19 protein-coding genes and 1 tRNA gene are annotated in these 20,125 nt (G+C 60.4%); 13 read left to right on the plus strand and 7 right to left on the minus strand.

What is annotated here, in order from left to right:
- The first annotated feature begins 348 nt into the window (after positions 1-348).
- Positions 349-1,077 (plus strand): HupE/UreJ family protein, encoded by a 729-nt coding sequence (locus ROS217_RS11385; RefSeq protein ID WP_009817899.1) that lies wholly within the window; start codon positions 349-351, stop codon positions 1,075-1,077.
- A gap of 21 nt (positions 1,078-1,098) precedes the next feature.
- Positions 1,099-1,722, plus strand: coding sequence for a hypothetical protein (locus ROS217_RS11390; protein WP_009817900.1), 624 nt, complete (start codon positions 1,099-1,101; stop codon positions 1,720-1,722).
- A gap of 963 nt (positions 1,723-2,685) precedes the next feature.
- Here ROS217_RS11390 and ROS217_RS11395 read toward each other — a convergent pair.
- Positions 2,686-3,087 carry a helix-turn-helix domain-containing protein gene (locus tag ROS217_RS11395; protein WP_009817902.1) on the minus strand — a complete coding sequence of 134 codons (402 nt, stop codon included), beginning with the start codon at positions 3,085-3,087 and terminating at the stop codon, positions 2,686-2,688.
- Between the two features lie 231 nt (positions 3,088-3,318).
- A complete protein-coding gene (locus tag ROS217_RS11400) occupies positions 3,319-4,257 on the minus strand; it encodes a LysR family transcriptional regulator (protein ID WP_254656414.1) in 939 nt (312 codons plus the stop codon).
- 126 nt (positions 4,258-4,383) lie between these two features.
- Here ROS217_RS11400 and ROS217_RS11405 point away from each other — a divergent pair, with 126 nt between their 5' ends.
- From ROS217_RS11405 to ROS217_RS11420, 4 genes are all read left to right on the plus strand, one after another.
- A complete protein-coding gene (locus ROS217_RS11405) occupies positions 4,384-5,106 on the plus strand; it encodes an isochorismatase family protein (RefSeq protein ID WP_037298602.1) in 723 nt (240 codons plus the stop codon).
- 57 nt (positions 5,107-5,163) lie between these two features.
- Positions 5,164-6,222 (plus strand): TRAP transporter substrate-binding protein, encoded by a 1,059-nt coding sequence (locus ROS217_RS11410; RefSeq protein ID WP_009817905.1) that lies wholly within the window; start codon positions 5,164-5,166, stop codon positions 6,220-6,222.
- 64 nt (positions 6,223-6,286) lie between these two features.
- Positions 6,287-6,910, plus strand: coding sequence for a TRAP transporter small permease subunit (locus tag ROS217_RS11415; RefSeq protein ID WP_254656415.1), 624 nt, complete (start codon positions 6,287-6,289; stop codon positions 6,908-6,910).
- A gap of 3 nt (positions 6,911-6,913) precedes the next feature.
- Positions 6,914-8,197 carry a TRAP transporter large permease gene (locus tag ROS217_RS11420; protein WP_198134886.1) on the plus strand — a complete coding sequence of 428 codons (1,284 nt, stop codon included), beginning with the start codon at positions 6,914-6,916 and terminating at the stop codon, positions 8,195-8,197.
- Positions 8,198-8,408: 211 nt separating this feature from the next.
- Here the strand turns inward: ROS217_RS11420 and ROS217_RS23195 are convergent, their stop codons facing one another.
- The 3 genes from ROS217_RS23195 to ROS217_RS11435 form a co-directional block, all read right to left on the minus strand.
- On the minus strand, positions 8,409-10,196 hold the full coding sequence (locus ROS217_RS23195) for a DUF927 domain-containing protein (protein ID WP_083781541.1): 1,788 nt from the start codon (positions 10,194-10,196) through the stop codon (positions 8,409-8,411).
- A gap of 120 nt (positions 10,197-10,316) precedes the next feature.
- Positions 10,317-10,553 carry a helix-turn-helix transcriptional regulator gene (locus ROS217_RS24700; protein ID WP_254656416.1) on the minus strand — a complete coding sequence of 79 codons (237 nt, stop codon included), beginning with the start codon at positions 10,551-10,553 and terminating at the stop codon, positions 10,317-10,319.
- A gap of 358 nt (positions 10,554-10,911) precedes the next feature.
- Positions 10,912-10,999: transfer RNA gene (locus tag ROS217_RS11435), tRNA-Ser, on the minus strand.
- Positions 11,000-11,269: 270 nt separating this feature from the next.
- Between ROS217_RS11435 and ROS217_RS11440 the strand changes: the two genes are divergently transcribed.
- From ROS217_RS11440 to ROS217_RS11470, 7 genes are read left to right on the plus strand one after another with little or no spacing between them, the layout of a single operon-like run.
- Entirely contained in the window at positions 11,270-12,193 is a 924-nt protein-coding gene (locus ROS217_RS11440; RefSeq protein ID WP_040651371.1) for an SPOR domain-containing protein, read from the plus strand.
- 15 nt (positions 12,194-12,208) lie between these two features.
- Positions 12,209-13,372: a D-alanyl-D-alanine carboxypeptidase family protein gene (locus ROS217_RS11445; RefSeq protein WP_009817911.1), complete on the plus strand. Its 1,164-nt coding sequence runs from the start codon at positions 12,209-12,211 to the stop codon at positions 13,370-13,372.
- Positions 13,369-13,995, plus strand: a complete 627-nt coding sequence (gene tmk, locus ROS217_RS11450; RefSeq protein WP_009817912.1) for a dTMP kinase — start codon at positions 13,369-13,371, stop codon at positions 13,993-13,995. Before ROS217_RS11445 ends, tmk begins: the two co-directional genes overlap by 4 nt.
- Positions 13,992-15,116 carry a DNA polymerase III subunit delta' gene (locus ROS217_RS11455; RefSeq protein WP_009817913.1) on the plus strand — a complete coding sequence of 375 codons (1,125 nt, stop codon included), beginning with the start codon at positions 13,992-13,994 and terminating at the stop codon, positions 15,114-15,116. The genes tmk and ROS217_RS11455 overlap by 4 nt, the downstream gene beginning before the upstream one ends.
- Positions 15,117-15,135: 19 nt before the next feature.
- Complete coding sequence (locus tag ROS217_RS11460) at positions 15,136-15,927, plus strand: TatD family hydrolase (RefSeq protein ID WP_009817914.1); 792 nt, start codon at positions 15,136-15,138, stop codon at positions 15,925-15,927.
- Positions 15,927-16,724: an MBL fold metallo-hydrolase gene (locus ROS217_RS11465; protein ID WP_009817915.1), complete on the plus strand. Its 798-nt coding sequence runs from the start codon at positions 15,927-15,929 to the stop codon at positions 16,722-16,724. Before ROS217_RS11460 ends, ROS217_RS11465 begins: the two co-directional genes overlap by 1 nt.
- A 5-nt stretch (positions 16,725-16,729) precedes the next feature.
- Positions 16,730-17,659: an AEC family transporter gene (locus ROS217_RS11470; protein ID WP_009817916.1), complete on the plus strand. Its 930-nt coding sequence runs from the start codon at positions 16,730-16,732 to the stop codon at positions 17,657-17,659.
- Positions 17,660-17,904: 245 nt separating this feature from the next.
- Here ROS217_RS11470 and ROS217_RS11475 read toward each other — a convergent pair whose 3' ends face one another.
- A complete protein-coding gene (locus ROS217_RS11475) occupies positions 17,905-19,137 on the minus strand; it encodes a mandelate racemase/muconate lactonizing enzyme family protein (protein WP_009817917.1) in 1,233 nt (410 codons plus the stop codon).
- A gap of 183 nt (positions 19,138-19,320) precedes the next feature.
- Positions 19,321-20,121, minus strand: a complete 801-nt coding sequence (pcaD, locus tag ROS217_RS11480) for a 3-oxoadipate enol-lactonase (RefSeq protein ID WP_009817918.1) — start codon at positions 20,119-20,121, stop codon at positions 19,321-19,323.
- Positions 20,122-20,125 lie beyond the last annotated feature (4 nt).

Raw genomic sequence — 20,125 nt, forward strand, 5'->3', positions numbered from 1 at the left:
TCGTGTGGTCCATCGCACCTGCGACGGACCATGCGCCAACGGTGTTCGATGTCATTGCAGATCATCGCGCGGTGATCGCGGAACATGGGCATACCCACGGCTTCCACGAAGACTTGGCATGGGCTTTACATGGTCATAGTCACGATGTGGCTGATCATGACCATAGTCCGGCTGTGCTAGCGCTTGCCGCGACAACGAACGAAGTATGGCAAAGCCGTGATGTCTGGCATCTCCATGCTTCCTCGGCAGGACCACATCGCAGTTACATGATCGACCGACCTCCACGTGCATGATGCGGGCCGCATTGCGGCACAAGCTACCCATCAATTGCATGCTGGAGAAAAATCCATGACCTCGACTTCGCGGGTCTTGCGCGCCGTGGCACCAAGCCGGCCGCTTGCGCTGACCTTTATGCTGCTTGCAGCGTTCATGCTGACGGCTGCCCAAGCGCTTGCCCATAACGTCACTGCAGGTGACGCGGGCTACATTCAGGAAATCTGGGGGGTAAAGATCATCCCCTTCATCTACCTTGGGGCCAAACACATGGTCACAGGTTATGACCACATCCTGTTCCTGTTGGGTGTCGTCTTCTTCCTTTACCGGATGAAGGATGTCGGCATCTATGTCAGCCTTTTTGCCATCGGCCATTCTGTCACCATGCTGCTCGGCGTCTGGTATGGCTGGGGCATCAATGCCTATATCATCGATGCGATCATCGGGCTGTCGGTGGTTTACAAGGCGCTCGACAACCTTGGCTATTATCAGAAATGGTTTGGCTTTCAGCCCAACACCAAGGCGGCCACACTGATCTTCGGGCTGATTCACGGCACGGGTCTGGCTACAAAAATCCTTGAATATCAGATCCCGCAGGACGGTCTGCTGCCCAACCTTCTAGCCTTCAACGTCGGAGTCGAGGTGGGCCAATTGCTCGCCCTTGCCGTTATTCTGATCGTCATGGGCTACTGGCGGCGCAGCCCCAACTTCATGCGCCAAGCCACCATCGCCAACGTGCTGATGATGGGCCTTGGCATCTGGCTGACGGCCAATCAGGTCGCCGGTTACATCGCTTCAACCTAAAAAAAAAGAAAGGATAGTCACATGCATAATGCACCCAAACCAAAACTTGATGAACTGCCGACCAAGGCGCAGTTGTTCCGCTCCTCCATCATGGCGGGCATCGGCGCAGTTGCAATCATGGTCACGGTATATCTGCCTGCGGAATATGCGATCGACCCCACAGGCGTTGGCCGCGTTCTGGGCCTGACCGAAATGGGCGAGATCAAGGTTCAGCTGGCCGCAGAGGCCGAAGCGGACCGTCTGCTGGATGAACAGCGCGCCCTTGATCAATCCTCAAGCGTTCTGGACAGCGTGTTCAACCTGTTCGTCGGCGCTGCCCATGCGCAGGAAGTCTGGCAAGACGAAGTGACCTTCGTTCTGGAACCTGGTGATACGGCCGAAATCAAGATGACGATGGAGGCTGGCAGCACGGTCACCTATGCATGGACCGCAGCAGGGGGACGGGTCAATTTTGACCTGCACGCCCACAGCGGCGGCGAGTCTGTCGACTATGAGCGTGGTGCTGGTCAGACCGAAGGCGAGGGCACCATCGAAGCGCCATTCGCCGGTGATCACGGCTGGTTCTGGCGCAACCGCGATAGCACGCCCATCACCATGACGATACAGCTGCGCGGTGAATACAGCGATATCGTCGAAACCTATTGATGTGAACGCCGCCATTCGCTGTTGCAGCGGATGGCGGATTTTCCACTGGTCGCGGCAATGCGATCATTCCCGAAAAACAGCGATCACTGCCAAAGTTCTGCCTACGGTAAAGTTGCGAGTGTCGCGAGAGTGTCAACTTCGGAGAAGACGCACGATAAGCTCACGGTTTTCTTGACCGTCTGCTATGCGCCACTCGCGCCTTTTGCATCAGGAGTTCCGTCACGGTCAGCTGACTGCAGCACATGGTGCGCTCTGGCGTTGCCACGCTCCCATAGATGATCCTCGCTCCGACCAATATCGCCGCCAAGCTCCTCTCCCCCATGCCTCATCCATGCTGACAAAGCGCCTCACCACGTCTTCCTATTACGGCCCCTCTGCACGTTCGACGCATCATCAGTGTGAAGGACGACTGCCCGGCGCTCTGGGGTGGTCCATGACTGCGTTCCGCATCTCAACACGAAGTGACGATGCGCCTGACATTGCGTTACGGTGCGACCGTTTCTCCCGGCCTGCTCTCGTGGTTCCGTTTTGACGTTTCTCTTTATTTTGTAGGCATTTCAGATCGACAATGTTTTCATCAACTTCCAGAAAAACGTCATTTCCGATTAATTTTGTCAACTTAAGGTAAACTTAACGACAACCTTTCATGCCCATTCTGGGCAATTTCAGGTGCATTTTGCCCTCAATTCGCGACCCAAAGGTTTCCCACTATTTCCATCAGGTAAACCTTCGGCAACCTCGTGGACGCCATCAAACGGGATCCGGCGAGGAGCGGCAGTCCAGCCATTCCTCGCAGCGGATTCACACCCACTCCTGCCTACCCTCTCCTAGCCTCACAGACCCGCCGCAGAAGCTGCAAGCGCCGCAAGGTCGGTGCCGGGTCGCAGTCCAGACTGATCATCCGCAGGAATTCGAGCCAACTGCGTTCATTCTCAGTGAGATCTTCCATCTGCAGCATCTCGCTCACTTTCCGAAAACCGCATTGATCGCCGCCTGCGACCGGCTGGTCAGGCGCGGATCGCTGTTGTCAGAGGCTGTGCGGATCGCCTTGACCCAAGATGTCTCGTTTTCGGTGATCGGTTCGCCAAAAATCTCGATGACCGCAGCAGCGGCGGTCCGGCCGATCGCTTGCTCCAGGGCAAGCCGCATGAGGTAGGCCGGGTCCACCTCAAGGGCGCGTGCCAACGCCGGGATACGATCGAGCGCCGCCTTGGACTTTCCCTGCTTTATCATCGTGATCATATTGGCGTTGTTGAAGCCCGCCTGCGCGGCGATCTCGCCCTGTGTTTTCTTCGGCTTCAGTTCTAAAATGCGGCGCTCGACAAACTGCGCCAGCTGGGTGGCTTGATGCGGTTTCTTGGTCATCTCTGGGTCTCTCTCAATCTGATGCACAGCACATGCTGCTGAATTCATTATAGAAATTCTGCTATGGGGCTGTTCGGCAGGATGAGGATTTTGTTGTGCTCCGCAGATTTATTCTTGAACGTGTGGGCTAGAATAGTGCGCAAACCTTATTTGCGGCCCTCGCCTTCCAAGACTCAAAGAACACCAACCACCTTGCCCTCGGTGCGATAGCAAGGACGCCAGAAAACCACCTCAAAATCTGTCTTTAGCGGTCTCGACAAAGTTCAATGTATTGCGTGCCCGGTTGGTGCGTTTCCAGACCAGTAGGGTGCGAATTCGGAAGTTCTTATGCACGATGGGGCGAACATCGACATTTTGACCCAGAAATCCGATCAGGCTCTCGGGGTAGATCGTGACGCCAAGGCCGGCTGCGACCAGACCAATCAGAGCCAGCGTATTCGCAGCCTCTAGGCTGGGTGTCAGGGTAATTCCCAAGGGGTTGAACAGGTCGTCGAGGCGATAGCGATACTCTCCCCATTGCGCCATGTCCCCAATAATCAGATCCTGTTCAAGGATGTCATCGGGTGCAATTTCCGCCTTTTTCAGCAAAGGATGTCCTTTGGGCATCACGAGATAGAGCAAGTCCGACGCGAGAAGCACGCTGTGATATTCGCTGTTGTCGAACGGGCCGATCAGAAACCCCACGTCAATCTCGTCATTCGCAAGCGCCACTTTCTGGCCCTGGGTTCGGATGTATTTCAACTCCAGTGCTACGTCGGGATGCCGTTTGCGAAACCGCGCGACAGTCTGCGGAAGCAACTCGGTTGCGGCAAAGGCCATGTAGCCGACGCGCACCTGTCCGGTCTGACCTTCGGCGATGCGCCGCGCCTCTAGGATTGAATTCGAGCAATCGTAGAGCAAGTTGGACACGCTGCGAAAAAAACTCTGCCCGGCGGGCGTCAGCGTCACCTCTCGCGTGCTGCGCTCAAACAGCGGGTAGCCCAATTGCGCCTCCAGCTTCTGAATACGACGACTGAGCGCCGATTGATCGAGCGCTAGACGTTCCGCGCTGCGCCGGAAATTCAGCTCTTCGGCAACAACGGCAAATGATTGCAGCAAAGAGATATCGGGCAGGTTCTGCATCCGCGCCTCCGAAATAGGGTTCGATTGATGCATCAGGTGCATCAACATTTGCCCAACTGTCAATTCTCTTTGATGGCCTCCTTCGGCACCTTCTGTCTTGCCAGCCGGATCGGAGACCGCATCAGGCTCGGAACCAACAACCAAGACCCGGCCCTCGGGGCCAAGGAGAACCGAATGAGCGATATTGACAACCGAGAACTCGACAAGATGTTGCAGGCGGCGTTCGACGCCTCGACCAAGCTCTATCAAGAGCGCGGCTTTCAGCGGCGTGTGGGCTTTGGCAAACGCCCGGCGCTGGTCAGTGTCGATCTGGCCAATGCCTGGACCCGTCCTGGCAATCCCTTTACCTGTGATCAGGAAAAGATGGACAATGAAATCATCCCCGGCATGCAGCGCCTGCTCAAGGCATTTCGCGCGCAAAACCTGCCTGTTGTGCATGTGACGACCGCATATGAGATCACTGATCGCAACGCGTCCTTCACCGATATGGGCCTCTGGCACAACAAGATTCCGGTGGATGTGGTGGATCTGGCCGACAAGGAACTTTGGGCCATCGACAGCCGTATCGCGCCTGTTGAGGGGGAATACACGCTGCTCAAGAAGCGCGCCTCATCCTTTCATGGAACGGAATTGGCGGGTATCCTGCGCGCCAATGATGTCGACACCATCCTCGTGACGGGTGTCACCGCCTGTGCTTGCGTGCGTCAGACCGTTTGTGACGGGATTGCAGATGGCTTCCGTCCTATCGCGGTGCGCGAGTGCATTGGCGACCGAGTGCCGGGGGCCGTGGCGTGGAACCTATTTGACATAGACGCCAAGTTTGGCGACGTGAAATCGGTGGATGAATGCGTCGATTACATCAATGGTCTGGCTGGGGTAAAAGCCGCCGCTGAATAAAACCACGGGCGCCTCGTGCCTGAGGCGCCCAACACCTCACACAACAGGGACATAAAAATGAAAATGAAAACAATCATGCTAACCACAGTGGTGGCCTTGGCCGGTGGCAGCGCTTTCGCGGAAGAGATCACGCCGCATCAATTCAAGGTGGTCGGAACCTGGGGCAACCTGTCTTCGTGGCAGAATGTCGAGCAGCCATTCTGGAGCGATCAGATTCCGGCCGCTACCGGTGGGGCCATCACTGGCGATGCCATCCCGATCACCGAGGCGGGGCTGAAGGGAACAGAGGTCATGCGCCTCTTGAAACTCGGCGTGTTCGAGGTGGCGCATGGGCTGGGCAGTTATGTTGCCTCAGAGAACCCAGCCATCGAAGGCGCGGACCTGTCCAGCATCGCTTCGGACTTCGACACGATGCGTGCCGTGGTTGAAGCCTATCGGCCCACGATGGACAAGATTTTCCGTGATACCTATGGCGCAACGATCGTGTCGCTTCATCCATGGCCTGCCTCCATGATTTATTGCCGCGATGCGATTGCCGGGATTGCGGACCTCAAGGGTCGCAAAGTGCGGGTGCATTCTGCGACGCTCGGCGATTTTGTCGAAGGGGCCGGGGCCGTGACCGTGACGCTGCCCTTTGCAGAAGTGGTGCCAGCACTGGAAAAGGGCGTGGCAGACTGTGCCATCACTGATCCGGTTTCGGCTTACAAGGCGAGCTGGCATGAGGTCATCAACCATGTTTTCGCCCTGCCTGTCGGTTATTCCATCACCTTCACCGCGGTAAACGCAAAGCTTTGGGAGGGGTTGGACGAAACCACCCGCACAGCATTGACTGAGAATTTCGCCGCTATGGAAGAGTCCGGCTGGAAAATCGCAGCCTCGGAACAAGACATGGGCGTGGCTTGCCTGACCGGCACGGGTCCGGATTGTGCCTTTGGGGAAGCGGGAAGCGCCACCTTGACTGTGCCCGGCGAGGCAGACAAAGACGCACGACAGAAAATCTTGGACGAGTTCGTGCTCAAGCGTTGGGCGGCACGCTGTGGCGGTGACTGCATCGACGCCTGGAACGAGAGCGCAGGCAAAGCTGCTGGACTCGCGGCACCGCAACCTGAAAGTTGAACGCACTTACACCGCAGGGCGCATGCGCACCCTGCGGTATCTGCCTTCACAGATTGGGACCACCATGTATTCCACACTCGTCTCTTATCTCTTTCGACTGTCGCAATTCGCCGTGTGGATCGGAGGCAGCATGATGCTGATCTCGGCCGTCATGGTCACTGTGGATGTCATCGCGCGTAAATTCTTCGGTGCCAGCATCGGTGGCGCGGATGAACTGTCCGGATATCTTTTCGCAATTGCGACCGCTTTTGCCTTGCCCTACGCCGCGCTGCACCGCGCCAATGTCCGTATTGATGTGCTCTACATGCGGCTCCCGCGCATTGCACAGGCTTGGCTCGACATTCTCGGAATGGCCCTGATGGCCCTCTTTGCCGGAATCGTCACATGGCGCGCACTGGCGACGGTGGCCCTCACATGGTCGACTGACGCGCATTCGATCACGCCTCTGCACACGCCATTGATCTTGCCGCAAGGACTGTGGGTGACTGGCTGGGTGCTCTTTTGCCTCACGCTTCTGTGTCTGCTGGGCGGTATGATCACTGCGCTGATGCGAGGACAGTTCGACCGGTTGCAAGCTCTTGGAGGGGCGCCCTCGATGGATGAGGAAATCGAAGAAGAGTTACAAGGCGTGCGGCCAAACCCTCATGGTGCAAACTCAACGGCCCAAGCCGTGCCCGCAGGAGAATGAGAGATGTTGGGATCTGCAACAAGTTTGCTGTTTGGCTTGATTTCCCTAAGCGTGCCCATCGCCGCTGTAGTGGGCATCCTCGCACTGGCGCTTGCCTCGCTGTATTCGCCCATGCCACTTTACCTAGCGATTGGTGACATCTTCTGGACCAACAGCATTGATTTCATCCTAATTGCGGTGCCGCTCTTTATCCTGATGGGCGAGATCCTGCTACGCGCTGGTATCGCGGAGCGGATGTATGGCGCCCTCTCGCATTGGATTTCTTGGCTGCCGGGTGGCTTGATGCATTCTAACATCGGAGCCTCAACGCTGTTTGCGGCAACCTCTGGCTCTTCCATTGCCACGGCCGCTACAGTTGGCACGGTGGCCATGCCGCAGATCGCCAAGAAAGGCTACAACCCAAGCCTCTTCATGGGCACGCTGGCGGCGGGTGGCACCCTTGGCATTCTCATCCCGCCTTCGATCAACATGATCGTCTACGCGCTCTTGACGGATACTTCTGTTCCAAAACTCTATCTCGCTGGCTTTCTGCCCGGAGCCATTCTAGCGGGGCTCTTCATGCTCACTGTGCTGATTGCTTGTCTGATCCGCCCCTCTTGGGGAGGAAAACCTGAGCATAGCACCTGGGCCACGCGTCTACATTCTTTGCCGGACCTTGTGCCGCCAATCGGGATTTTTGTTGTGGTTGTCGGCTCGATCTATGCCGGGCTTGCGACCCCGACTGAAGCCGCCTCCCTTGGCGTGATCGCCTCACTGGCACTAGCTGCTTGGAATGGCAGCTTGCGGATCGAGATGCTGCGCCTTGCGATCGAAAGCACGATGCGCACGACAGCGATGGTGATGCTCATTGTATTTGCGGCCGTATTCCTGAACTTCGTGCTTGCGGTGGTCGGCCTGACGGACCTCTTGGCCGGGTTCATCAATGGTTTAGGCCTTAGCCCGATGCAAACCATGATCGTGATTGTTATCGCTTTCATGATCCTTGGCTGCTTCATGGAAGCCTTCTCGCTTCTCTTGATCGCCACTCCGCTCTTGGCCCCGATCGTCGCAGGCCTTGGATTTGATCTGGTCTGGTTTGGTATTCTGATGATGCTGATGCTGGAAACGGCCCTAATCACACCACCGATCGGGGTCAATCTCTACGTCATCCAGGGTGTGCGTGGCAAAGGCTCGATCAACGATGTCATCATCGGCTCTTTGCCGTTTCTCGCCGCCCTTATGATAATGATTGCCCTGTTGCTCGCCTTCCCCCAGATCGCGCTCTGGCTGCCAGAAACCTTTGGGTAGAACAATGGCACTGCTCCGGTGTTGTGGAAATGATCAGTCATGCGTTTTGCTACACGATACCAAATGTTGTTGTTTCCGCATTGGGCCGATGGGACCACTTGGACCGCGTTGAATTTAAACAGCTTTCCCGGTCCAAGTGGTCCACGTGGTCCAATGGTGGAGAGAGGCAAACCACCTCTCTCGCATTCACAGGACCCGGCCAGATCGTCACTCAGGCCTCGGTCGTGCCCAAGAGCTTTGCCGCGTGAACCGCGTATGCTCTGGGGCGGCTCGGGATGTTGCGGCCCATCCGCACCTGATAGCCGACGCCCTTCTGGGTCTTCAGCAGTCCCCCGTTTGCGTGCAGCTGCGTCATCTCTTTCAGGTCATGACCTGCGTGGATCGCCTGCCAGCGCTCGGGCAGAATGTAAAACCAGTGTTGATCCCGCCAGCCATCAACCGGATCATGGTCGGTGGTGCCGATGGTCTGGAAACGATCGAGGTGCTTCGAGATATAATCCTTCGTGCGCTGCACCGCTTTAGCGATCTCCTCGTTCGTGGTGCCGTCCCGGTGCTCGAACCAAGTCAGAAACATCTCCTCTGCCGCCGTCCGAGCCGCGTTTACAGACCAGCCGGTCAGTCCCACCTGCGTGGCCAGTTCTCCAGCAAGTGCCGCCAGCGCGAAACGCTTCAGGACACGCTGGACTTGACCGTCTCTGGGCGACACATCCGCCGCCTTTCCGACGACGCGGCAGAAGTTATCAATCAACCCACGCCAGTTCTCCACCTTATCGATCTTCCTCATCACTTCTTCGACGAAGATAGGACCGGCGTGCCCGTAATTCTCAAGGCATGCGCGGTCGACACGTTCGGCAAAGGCCTTGCTGTTCTCCGATCCGTGCAGCACATCGAATGCACCTTCCGCACGAGAGTCCGCTTCGAGATTGATCAGACGCACGTCCTGTCCTGCGAACATCTTGCAACCGGCGCTGGCCATATGCTCTTCGAGCGAGACCTCGCCGCTCGACAGGATAGGAATGCGCCACCGCTGCGGTGCCTGAAGCTTCCCATTCGATCTTGCCCTGAGTCTGCCCCGACCATCGGCCAGCGTGTAAATCGTGTCTCCGACAGTCCTGGGATCGGCTTTGTGCAGCTCCTCAATGTTCAAGAACGTGTCGTTGAACACTGCGGCAGTTGCCTGAAAACCGCTCGGCGTGCCGTCCCAGCTCTGCAGCAGTGACCGCTCCCCCCAGACGGATGAGGCGGCATACTGGATCGTCGACTTGCCTTTCGATGAAAGACCGCGCAAATGAAAGCCACCGCCGGTCAGCCCAAGGACCGACAGCAGCGGTCCGGTTAAGGCATGAGCGACGGCCAGCATCATCAGCGGATTACCGACGCAGGGGGCTGCGACCTCCTCCTTCCATGCCGCCAACGTGCCCCTGCTGTGGAGCCCTGCCATCAGATCCTCGGAGACGCTGTCTGTCGCCACAAGGGCATTGCCAATGACATGGCCACCGCCGAGCACGAAGGCGTCATGCTTGGTGTCGGTCCAGCCGAGCCGGTCGAAGCGCAGATACACCGGGCCGGGCCGCCATGAGGACAGCAGGCGCATCACGCTTTCCGCCGCTTTGGCGACCGGTTCCAGTTCGAAGCCAAGGTCGAAGAGAGGAGGGAGGGCCACGTTGGGCGACCCGGAAACCTGCTGGTTGGAGAGCACCACCTGATGCCAACCGCCATCGGGGTCCTGCACCTCAAGGACACGTCCCCATCCTTTAGCCCCAGCAGTCTTGCACCGCCCCTTTATAACCACTGGAGAGCAGATGCGCACAGAAATCGCATCACCCTCCTTGGTCTCACGCAGTTCATAGATGCCGTTCTCATCGGCAGCGTAGCCCGCCGGCATGCCGACAGAGGGAAGGGTGTCATCACGGAACTGGGCTTTCGAGGACGCGGCAGTTGCACCGGCCGGAAACGTCAGAACGTTCGGGGACGAAGAGGAGGTAGGGATGTTGCTCATTGGGGAAATTCCGATTTGGACAGGACTGGAGAGACCGGCGCGACACAGGACGCGCAGGGGGTGGAGCTGAGTCTACGCCGTGACGCAGACCTTACGGATGTCGGGATACCTGGAGAGGCGTCAGTGCAGGGTCACGCTGGCGGGCTCGATGTCGAAGTAGGTGATCAAGCCGCAGATGAGCTGGCTCTCATACTCTTCGATATCGGAAAGACGCCAGCGGGTGGTTGTTCCACCCAGCTTTACCGGCGCCGGGAATTCGCCGTTCCGTTTCCAGCGCCAAATCGTGTCCTTCGAGACGCTGAAGCGCTTTGCGACTTGCTCGACGGACAAATAGTAGGTAGTAGAGATTAATGACACTCGACGTCTCCTTGAGTTGAGCACACGACTTTTTACCCCGTCGGCTGTTTTGTAGCCTCCGACGGGGATAGGACGTGTGCAGGTTGATGTAAGTAGGCGTTTAGCATAGTTTTTCGCGGATTGCCGTAGGATTCTGCGTCGAGCGCGAATTTTCCTATGTCGGTGTGTCCGCATGAGCATGAATCACGTCGACTCTCGCTTGAAAATCGTCATGCATTAATTGATCGAAGCACCAGCAGCAGATGCAGGCGGTTGCACCGAATGGCATGCAATGGCGTTAATGTTGGTGGCATTTATGGTGGCACAATTTGCGACCCACACTTAAATCGCCATAAAAACATAATCTTAAAGGAAAATATGGCGGAAGCTCAGGGATTCGAACCCTGGGTACCTCTCGGTACGCTGGTTTTCAAGACCAGTGCAATCGACCACTCTGCCAAGCTTCCGTAACTCTCCCTACACCAAATTCCAAAACCGGTGCAATCGACCGCTCTGGCATATGTGTGGTTCGCCGGTGCCTACAGAGGTCTTGGCGATTCTAAAAGAGGTGTTTCGTGGGGAAAATCGCGCATATGCCGCCTGCGCACTTTTCACGCGATGGGCAAGCGGTTAGAGTACGCGCGCAGGATCATGCCGGGGCGAGAACAGGCCCGACCGGAAAACCGGCGGCTCAGGCCGGATGGATGCACGAGAAGGCAAGGGGCAAGGGGCAAGAGATGACATTTCTGAAACAGGGCACGCAGGCAGGGCTGTCTCGGCTGGTCCTTGTCGGTGCGGCGATTGCGGTGCTGGCAGGATGCGATGAGAGCGGCAAGTTTTCTTTGAAGCCCGACAGCGCCGGGCAGGCCTCTGCGCAGGGTGCCACGGCGTCGCGCGCGTCGGTCAAGCTGGTGGAGCGCGATGTCGAGGCCCCTGACGTGTTTCAAGTCACCGATATGGGGCTCTGGGATGGGCGGCCATCGCTGGGCGGGGTCTGGGTGGCGCATCCGGATGTCAAGGAACCTGAGCGGGTCATCATCCGCAGCACATCGGATTCGAAATTCGTGATCGGGGCGCTTTTCCGGCGTGAGCGGGATGTCCCCGGACCAGCGTTGCAGGTGTCCTCGGATGCCGCTGCTGCGCTTGGCATGCTGGCCGGCGCACCGGTTCAGCTCAACGTGACCGCTCTGCGCCGGGAAGAGGCGCAAGAAGCGGCCCCCGAAGCCGACGCGGTCCCGGATGAGGCCATGACCCTTGCCGCCCCGGCGGACATCGAGGCTACGGCGCTTGATCCGGTGGCGGGGGCCGCCGCTGCGATTGACGCGGCTGACGTGGAACAGGCTGCGGCTGGCGAGGTGTCCCCTGTGGCCTCTCCCGCGCCGGTGGCGCGCCCTGCGGCTGCGCCCGTTCCGGCACGCACCTCCAGTCTTGACAAACCCTACATCCAGATCGGGATTTTCAGTGTGGAAGAGAACGCCCGCAATACCGCGACCGCGATGCGGCAGGCTGGGATGGTTCCAACGGTTCTGGAACAGAACACCCAAGGCAAGGCCTTTTGGCGGGTGATCGTCGGCCCCGCGACCAGTGCGTCGGAGCGGACCACACTGCTCAACAAGATCAAGGGGATTGGCTTTGACGATGCCTATGCCGTCACCAACTGAGAGGAATAGGAGCAAATGATCCTTAGTCGCCATATCGCCGCAGCGCTGCTGTGCCTCGGGGTGGCACTGCCTGTGCAGGCCTTTGAAACCAGCGCCAAGGCGGCGTTTGTCATGGACGTGACCACCGGCACCGTGTTGTTGGACAAGAACGCTGATACTGCCCTGCCGCCCGCGTCCATGTCCAAATTGATGACGCTCTATGTGGCCTTCGAGGCGGTGCGCAGCGGGCGACTGACGCTCGATGAACGCCTGCCCGTGTCGGAGCACGCCATGAGCTATGGTGGCTCGACCATGTTTCTCGATACCACCGACCGGGTGAGGGTCGAGGATCTGTTGCGCGGGATCATCGTTCTGTCCGGCAATGACGCCTGCGCGGTGATTGCCGAGGCGCTGAGTCCGGACGGCACCGAGGCGGGGTTTGCCCGCTTTATGACGCAGCGCGCGCAACAGATGGGGATGACCAATTCCATGTTCCGCAATGCCAGCGGATGGCCGGCTGAGGGACATGTGATGAGCGTGCGCGATCTGGCGCTTTTGGCGCGGCACATCATCGAAGATTTCCCCGATTTCTACAAAATGTTTGCCGAAACCGAGTTTCGCTTTGACGGGCGCGCCCCCAGCAATATCAACAACCGCAATCCCTTGCTGGGATTGGGCATCGGGGCGGATGGTCTCAAGACCGGACACACAGAACAAGCTGGCTTTGGCCTGACCGGATCGGCCATTCAGGGCGACCGTCGGGTGATTTTCGTGATCTCGGGACTGGCGACAACACAGGACCGCGCGCGGGAATCCGAGGCGATCGTGAATTGGGCGTTTCGCCAGTTTGCGCAGAAATCCGTGCTCACGGCTGGCGATGAAGTGGCGCGTGCCGATGTCTGGATGGGAGAGACGACGAGCGTGGGCCTGACCGTGGCCGAGGATGTCTCGACCCTTCTGCCGGTGCTTGATGGCGGCGAGTTGAAGGGCGAGGTGGTTTATACCGGGCCGGTGCGTGCGCCGGTGGCCAAGGGCGATGTGTTGGCCGAACTGGTCTTTGCGCCAGAAGGGCTGCCCAAGACACGGGTGCCGCTCGTGGCCGCCGAAGATGTGCCGCAGGGCGGGTTCATGACCCGGATTCGCACCGTCTCGGGCGTGCTTCTGACTCGGTTGCAACAGGGCCCCGAGGGGGCGCTTTGAGCGGGCAGGGGCTGTTCCTCAGCTTTGAAGGGATCGACGGGTCGGGCAAATCCACACAAGCGCGACGTCTGGCAGAGGCGCTGCGCGGGGTGGGCCGCGATGTGGTGCTGACGCGTGAACCGGGGGGCAGTCCGGGGGCCGAGGAAATCCGGCGTCTGGTGCTCGAAGGCGACAAGGACCGCTGGTCTGCCGAGACCGAAATCCTGCTCTTTACCGCCGCGCGCCGCGACCATCTGGAGCGGGTGATTGCCCCCGCGCTGGACCGTGGCGCGGTGGTGATCTGCGACCGCTTTGCCGATAGCACGCGGATGTATCAGGGCCTTGGCCGGAGCGATTTGCGCGGGCTTGTGGATCAGTTGCACGGGCTGATGATCGGACGCGAGCCGGATTTGACGGTATTGATTGATATCGACCCCGGCGTGGGTCTGGGCCGGGCACTGTCGCGTGGCGGGGCCGAGGCGCGGTTCGAGTCGTTTGGCGAGGGGATGCAGGCGCGGATGCGTGCCGGGTTTCTGGCCTTGGCGCAGGAATTCGCCCCCCGTTTCGCGGTGATCGACGGCGCGGGCGACTTGGACGCGGTGGCAGAGGATGTGGCCCGCGTGGTGCAGGCGCACCTGCCATGAGCGATGATGGGCTGCTGCCGGAACCGGACTGTGTCGAAGGCGCGCCACACCCGCGCGAAACCGCGCGGCTTTTCGGACAGGACGCGGCGGAGGCGGAATTTCTCGATGCGTTCAACACCGGACGGCTGCATCACGGCTGGCTGATCACCGGGCCGCGCGGCGTGGGCAAGGCGACGCTGGCATGGCGCATCGCGCGGTTTTTGCTGGCCACACCGTTGGTGCAGGAAGAGGGGCTCTTTGGTGCGCCGCCGTCGCCCGCAACGCTTGATATAGGCCCGGATCATCCGGTGTCGCGGCGCTTGCTGGCGCTGTCTGATCCGGGATTGTTCCTGCTCCGACGCGGCCCCACCGATAAGGGCGACCGGCTGGCCGCCGAAATCCGCGTCTCCGAAGTGCGGCGTCTGGGTAATTTCTTTGCCCTTTCGGCCGCCGATGGCGGGCGGCGGGTGGTGATCGTCGATGCGGCGGATGAACTCAATACCCAAGCGGCCAATGCCATCCTCAAGATGCTGGAAGAGCCGCCCGCGCGCACGGTGCTGTTGCTCATATCGCATCAGCCCTCTGGTCTTTTGCCCACGATCCGCTCGCGCTGTCGCACGCTGCGGCTTGCGCCTCTGGGACCGCAAGACATTGCGCAGGCGCTGGACCAGGCGGGAATTGCGCCCGAAGGCGATCCGGCGGCACTGGCGGAACTGTCGGGTGGGTCGGTCGGGGCTGCGGTGCGGCTGCTCAATCTCGGAGGGCTCAAGCTCTATTCGGACCTCGTCGGCCTGATGGAAAGCCTGCCGCGCCTGGACCGCCCCCGCGCCCTGCGACTGGCCGAGGCGGCGGCGACGCGGGGCGCGGAAGAGCGGCTTGACCTGCTCTTTTCCCTGACTGACCTCATGCTGGCGCGGTTGGCGCGGGCCGGGGCCACCGGCCATGCGCCACGCGCCGAGGCAGCACCGGGCGAGGCGGCTTTGCTGGCGCGGCTGGCGCCCGATGCCCGCAAGGGGCGCGACTGGGCCGACTGTGCCGAGGCAATTGGAGCGCGCGCACGCCATGGGCGGGCGGTCAACCTTGACCCTGCCAGCCTGGTCCTAGATACGGTGTTCAGGATTCAGCAAACCGCCGGGGCCTGAGCCCCCACCAAGGACAGGCATGAGCACCGACATTCGTATCACCGACAGCCATTGCCACCTCGACTTTCCCGATTTCGACGACGAGCGGGATGAGGTGATCACCCGCGCCGTTGCGGCGGGCGTGCACCGCATGGTGACAATCTGCACCCGTCTGGATCAGGAGCCGCGCGTGCGGGCGATTGCCGAGGCCCATGCGGCGGTTTTCTATGCGGCGGGCATCCACCCGATGCGCGCGGCAGAGAGCCCGCTGGTGACGGTCGATGGTCTGGTGAAATTGGCGGAGCATCCCAAGTTCGTCGGCATCGGTGAAACCGGCCTTGATTATCACTACACCGCCGAGACCGCCGAGGTGCAGAAAACCAGCCTGCGCGTGCATATCGAGGCGGCGCGATGCACCGGATTGCCGCTCATCATCCATGCGCGCAGCGCCGATGACGATATGGCGCGCATTCTGGCCGAGGAATATCGCAACGGCGCTTATACCTGTGTCATGCATTGCTTTTCCTCCAGTGCCGCACTGGCCCGCGCCGCGCTCGATCTCGGGTTTTACCTGTCGATGTCGGGCATTGCGGCCTTTCCCAAGAGCCAAGGGCTGCGCGATATCTTTGCCACCGCGCCGGTGGACCGTATTCTCTTGGAAACCGACGCGCCCTATCTGGCACCGCCCCCCTACCGGGGTCGTCGCAACGAGCCTGCCTACACGCTGCACACGGGCCAAAAGGCGGCCGAAGTCTTTGGCATGGACTGGCCAGAGTTTGCGGCACAAACCGAGGCGAATTTCGAGCGGCTGTTTACCAAGGCGGTGCTGTGATGGCCGAGTTGCGCTTTACCATTCTGGGCTGTGGATCGTCCGGCGGTGTGCCGCGCTTGGGCGGGCATTGGGGCGAGTGTGATCCCGCCAATCCGCGCAACACGCGCCGCCGCTGCTCTATGCTGATCGAGCGTGAGACCGAGGATGGCATCACCCGCGTGCTGATCGACAGCTCGCCCGACCTGCGCGCGCAACTGCTGGATGCGGGTATCGGCGCGCTTGATGCGGTGGTCTATACCCATTCCCATGCCGATCATGTGCATGGCATCGACGACTTGCGGATGATCGTCTTTAACATGCGCCGGCGTTTGCCGGTCTGGGCCGATGGCGACACGCAAAACGCGCTCTATGCGCGGTTTGGCTATGCCTTTGTTCAGCCCGAGGACAGCCCCTATCCCCCCATTCTCGACATGCACACGATTGACGGCCCGTTCGAGATCGAGGGCGCGGGCGGTGCGATCCGCCTGAACCCGTTTCAGGTCAATCATGGCTCGATCGACGCGCTCGGGTTTCGGGTGGCTGATCTGGCCTATCTGCCAGATGTGGCAGCTATTCCCGAGGATGTCTGGCCGGTTCTGAGTGGTCTGGATTGCTGGATTCTGGATGCGCTGCGCCGCACGCCGCATCCGACCCATGCGCATCTGGCCCGCTCGCTGGACTGGATTATGCGCGCAGCCCCGCGTCGTGCCGTGCTGACCAATATGCATATCGACCTCGATTATCAGACCGTGGACGAGGAAACGCCTGCGCATGTGACCCCCGCCTATGACGGGATGATCCTGCGTTACACGGTCTGAGCGCGATGCAGGCGCTGTTTGAAATCATCCTGCCGGTCTTTTTGGTGATCGGCTTTGGCTATCTCGCGGTCTGGCGGCGCTGGTTCAGTCAGGCGGGTGTGGATGGTTTGATGAGTTTCACCCAGAAATTCGCCATTCCCTGTCTGCTCTTCACCGCCATATCGCGGCTCGATCTGGCGCAAAGTTTCGATTGGCGGCTGTTGCTCAGTTTCTACGTGGGGGCGAGTTCCGGCTTTGCGCTGGGCCTCTTTGGCGCGCGGCTGATCTTTGGTCGAACCTGGGAGGATTCGGTTGCCATCGGCTTTTGCTGCCTCTTTTCCAACTCGCTCTTGTTGGGCCTGCCGATCATGGAGCGCGCCTATGGGGCGGATGCTCTGGCCGCGAATTTCGCCATCATCGCGGTGCATTCGCCCTTTTGCTACGGCCTCGGCATCACCGTCATGGAAATCGTCAAAGCGCGTGGCACGGCGGGGCCGCAGGTGGCGGTCAAGGTGCTCAAGGCGATGTTTTCCAACACGCTGATCATGGGCGTGGCAGCCGGGTTTGTGGTCAACCTGTCGGGGCTGGTGCTGCCTTCGCCGGTGCAGCAGGGGCTAGACCTCATCGCACGCGCGGCACTTCCGGCCGCTCTATTCGGCTTGGGCGGTGTGTTGGTGCAATATCGACCCGAGGGCGATCTGCGCGTCATCCTCTACGTGTGCCTGATTTCGCTGGTGGCGCATCCGGCGATCACCTTTGGTCTTGGCCTGGGGCTCGGTTTGCCGGTTGAGGGCGTGCGTTCGGCGGTGGTGACGGCGGCGATGGCACCGGGGGTCAACGCCTATATCTTTGCCAATATCTATGGCCATGCCAAGCGGGTGGCGGCGTCGAGCGTGCTCTTGTCCACCGGACTGACGATTGTCACGGCCTGGGTTTGGTTGCAGGTTTTGCCCTGAGGTAATGGCCTGCTGCTGACCTTGGCCCCAAGCGATGAGCCGCGCGGTCGCTGGGCCGGGGACTGGCGATGCAACGGCGGCAACTGCCACTTAATGCAAGCAAAGTCCGTATGACGTCAAAGAGATGCACTCCGTCTCAAAATCGCTAGGCCGCGGGACGGCCCAGCGATCGCGCGGCGCCCTTCGGGCTTGATTCCGCGCGTAAGCGCTTGGGGCCAACGTCATCTCTAGACCAAAACCTGCCCTCACTCATCCTCAGGCGGCGCACCCCCGACAAAGCTGTTACCATTGACGTAATCACAAGGCGCTTCCTGCATCTCCAAATGCAATCCGGTGCCACGATAGGGATTTGCCCGCGCCAGATCCTCATCCACCTCGATACCCAAACCGGGGTTTTCCGGCGGGGTGATGAACCCGCCCTCGACCCGGATGCTCCCCTTGATCAGCGCGTCATGAAACGGTGTCTCGATGCATTCGCACATCAAGAGATTGGGGATGGAAGCGGCAAAACTCACATTGGCGGCCCATTCCACCGGCCCGGCATAGAGATGCGGTGCCATTTGCGCATTGTAGACCTCGGCCATCGCGGCGACCTTTTTCATCTCCCAGATGCCGCCCGCGCGGCCCAGCGCCGGTTGCAGGATCGCGGCCGCCCCATCGCGCAGGATGGGGGCAAACTCTGCCTTGGTGGTCAGCCGCTCGCCAGTGGCCACGGGGATACGCACAGCGCGCGCCACCTGTGCCATCGCAGCGACATTGTCTGGCGGCACCGGCTCTTCGTACCAGAGCGGTGAATAGGGCTCGAGCGCCTGACCCAAACGGATTGCGCCCGCGGTGGTGAACTGCCCATGCGTGCCAAAGAGCAGGTCCGCCTTGTTGCCGACGGCGGCGCGGATCGCCCGGCAAAATTCCACCGAGAGCGAAATATCCGTCATTGCGGGCATATGGCCACCGCGCAGGGTGTAGGGGCCAGCGGGATCAAACTTGATCGCCGTGTACCCACGCGCGACGCAGTCTTTGGCGCTTTCGGCGGCCATGTCGGGCGAGGTCCAAAATTCTGCAACGGGGTGAAGGGGCAGGGGGTAGAGATAGGTGTAGGCGCGGATGCGGGGGTTCATCTTGCCCCCCAAGAGCGCCCAGACGGGGCGTCCGCGCGCCTTGCCCAGGATGTCCCAACAGGCGATTTCCAGCCCCGAGAACGCACCGATGGTGGTGGGGTCCGGACGCTGCGTAAAGCCGGAAGAATAGACGCGGCGGAACATGAGTTCGATATTCTCAGGGTTTTCCCCGGCCATGTGGCGGGCGAACACATCCTCGACTACCGCGCGCATGGCCTCGGGCCCGACGCTGGCAGCATAGCATTCCCCCCATCCCGTGAGGCCGGTATCGGTGGTTACTTTGACCAGTATCCAGTAGCGCCCGCCCCAGCCGGGTGCTGGGGGCGCGGTCACGATGATGTCAAGGTCTCTGAGCTTCATGGGTGCATCCTGTAAGGTGTCAAGAGCGTGGGTTTGCAAGGTCGGACCGGGGGCCAGCCCCTCGGTCCCCGCGGTATTTGAGGCCAGATGACTGGCAGACTGTCGCATTCGATGAGAGGGCGGCGGGCGTTGATCCTTGGTGCAGGTGACCCGGATTCGCGCGCCACCGCAAGCGGGTTTCAGTCAGGCGGGGTCGATATGCCCGGTGGCCTGCAGGAACGTGGTCAGCAGACGCGCATAGTCGCCCGGTTGGTCCACCGGCGGCACATGCCCGGTGCGGCGCATCAGCTCGAACCGTGAGCCGGGGATCAGGTCCACGGTTTCACGCACGAGGTCGGGCGGGGTCGAGCCATCCTCGGCCCCGGCAATGCCCAGCGTGGGCAGGCGCAGGCCAGAGGTGGGCGTGTAGAAATCTGTGCCCGATATAGCGGCGGCGCAGCCGGCATAGCCTTCGGGGTCATGCTGGCATAGGCGCTCGAACCAAGGCAGATGCTTATTCTCCTTGAGATAGGCGCGCGTGAACCAGCGCTCGCATGATCCGCGTGCGAGGTCCGCCATACCGCCCGGATTACGCGCCGTGGCGATGCGCTCGGCCCAGAGCTTGGGCGTGCCGATCTTGGCCCCGGTATTGGACAGCACCATCGCGCGGATCAGGTCGGGGCGTTTCACCGCCAGCCCCTGCGCCACCATCCCGCCGATGGAAAGGCCCACGAACATGGCGTCATTGATGCCCAGATGATCCATCAGCCGCTCGGCATCGCGGATCAGTGCGCCCATCGTATAGGGGGCAGGCGGGCAGGAGGATTGCCCATGCCCGCGCGCATCATAGCGGATGATCCGCAGGCCGGGCGGCAAGAGCGGCACCACCGCATCCCAGAGAAACGTGCCGGTGCCCAGCGCATGGGCAAAGACGATGGGCGCGCCCTCGGGGTCGCCCTCGTCGAGGTAATGCAGGGTCACATCATCCAGATCGAGAAAGGCCATGATC

The sequence above is a fragment of the Roseovarius sp. 217 genome (genome assembly GCF_000152845.1).
Lineage (GTDB): Bacteria > Pseudomonadota > Alphaproteobacteria > Rhodobacterales > Rhodobacteraceae > Roseovarius.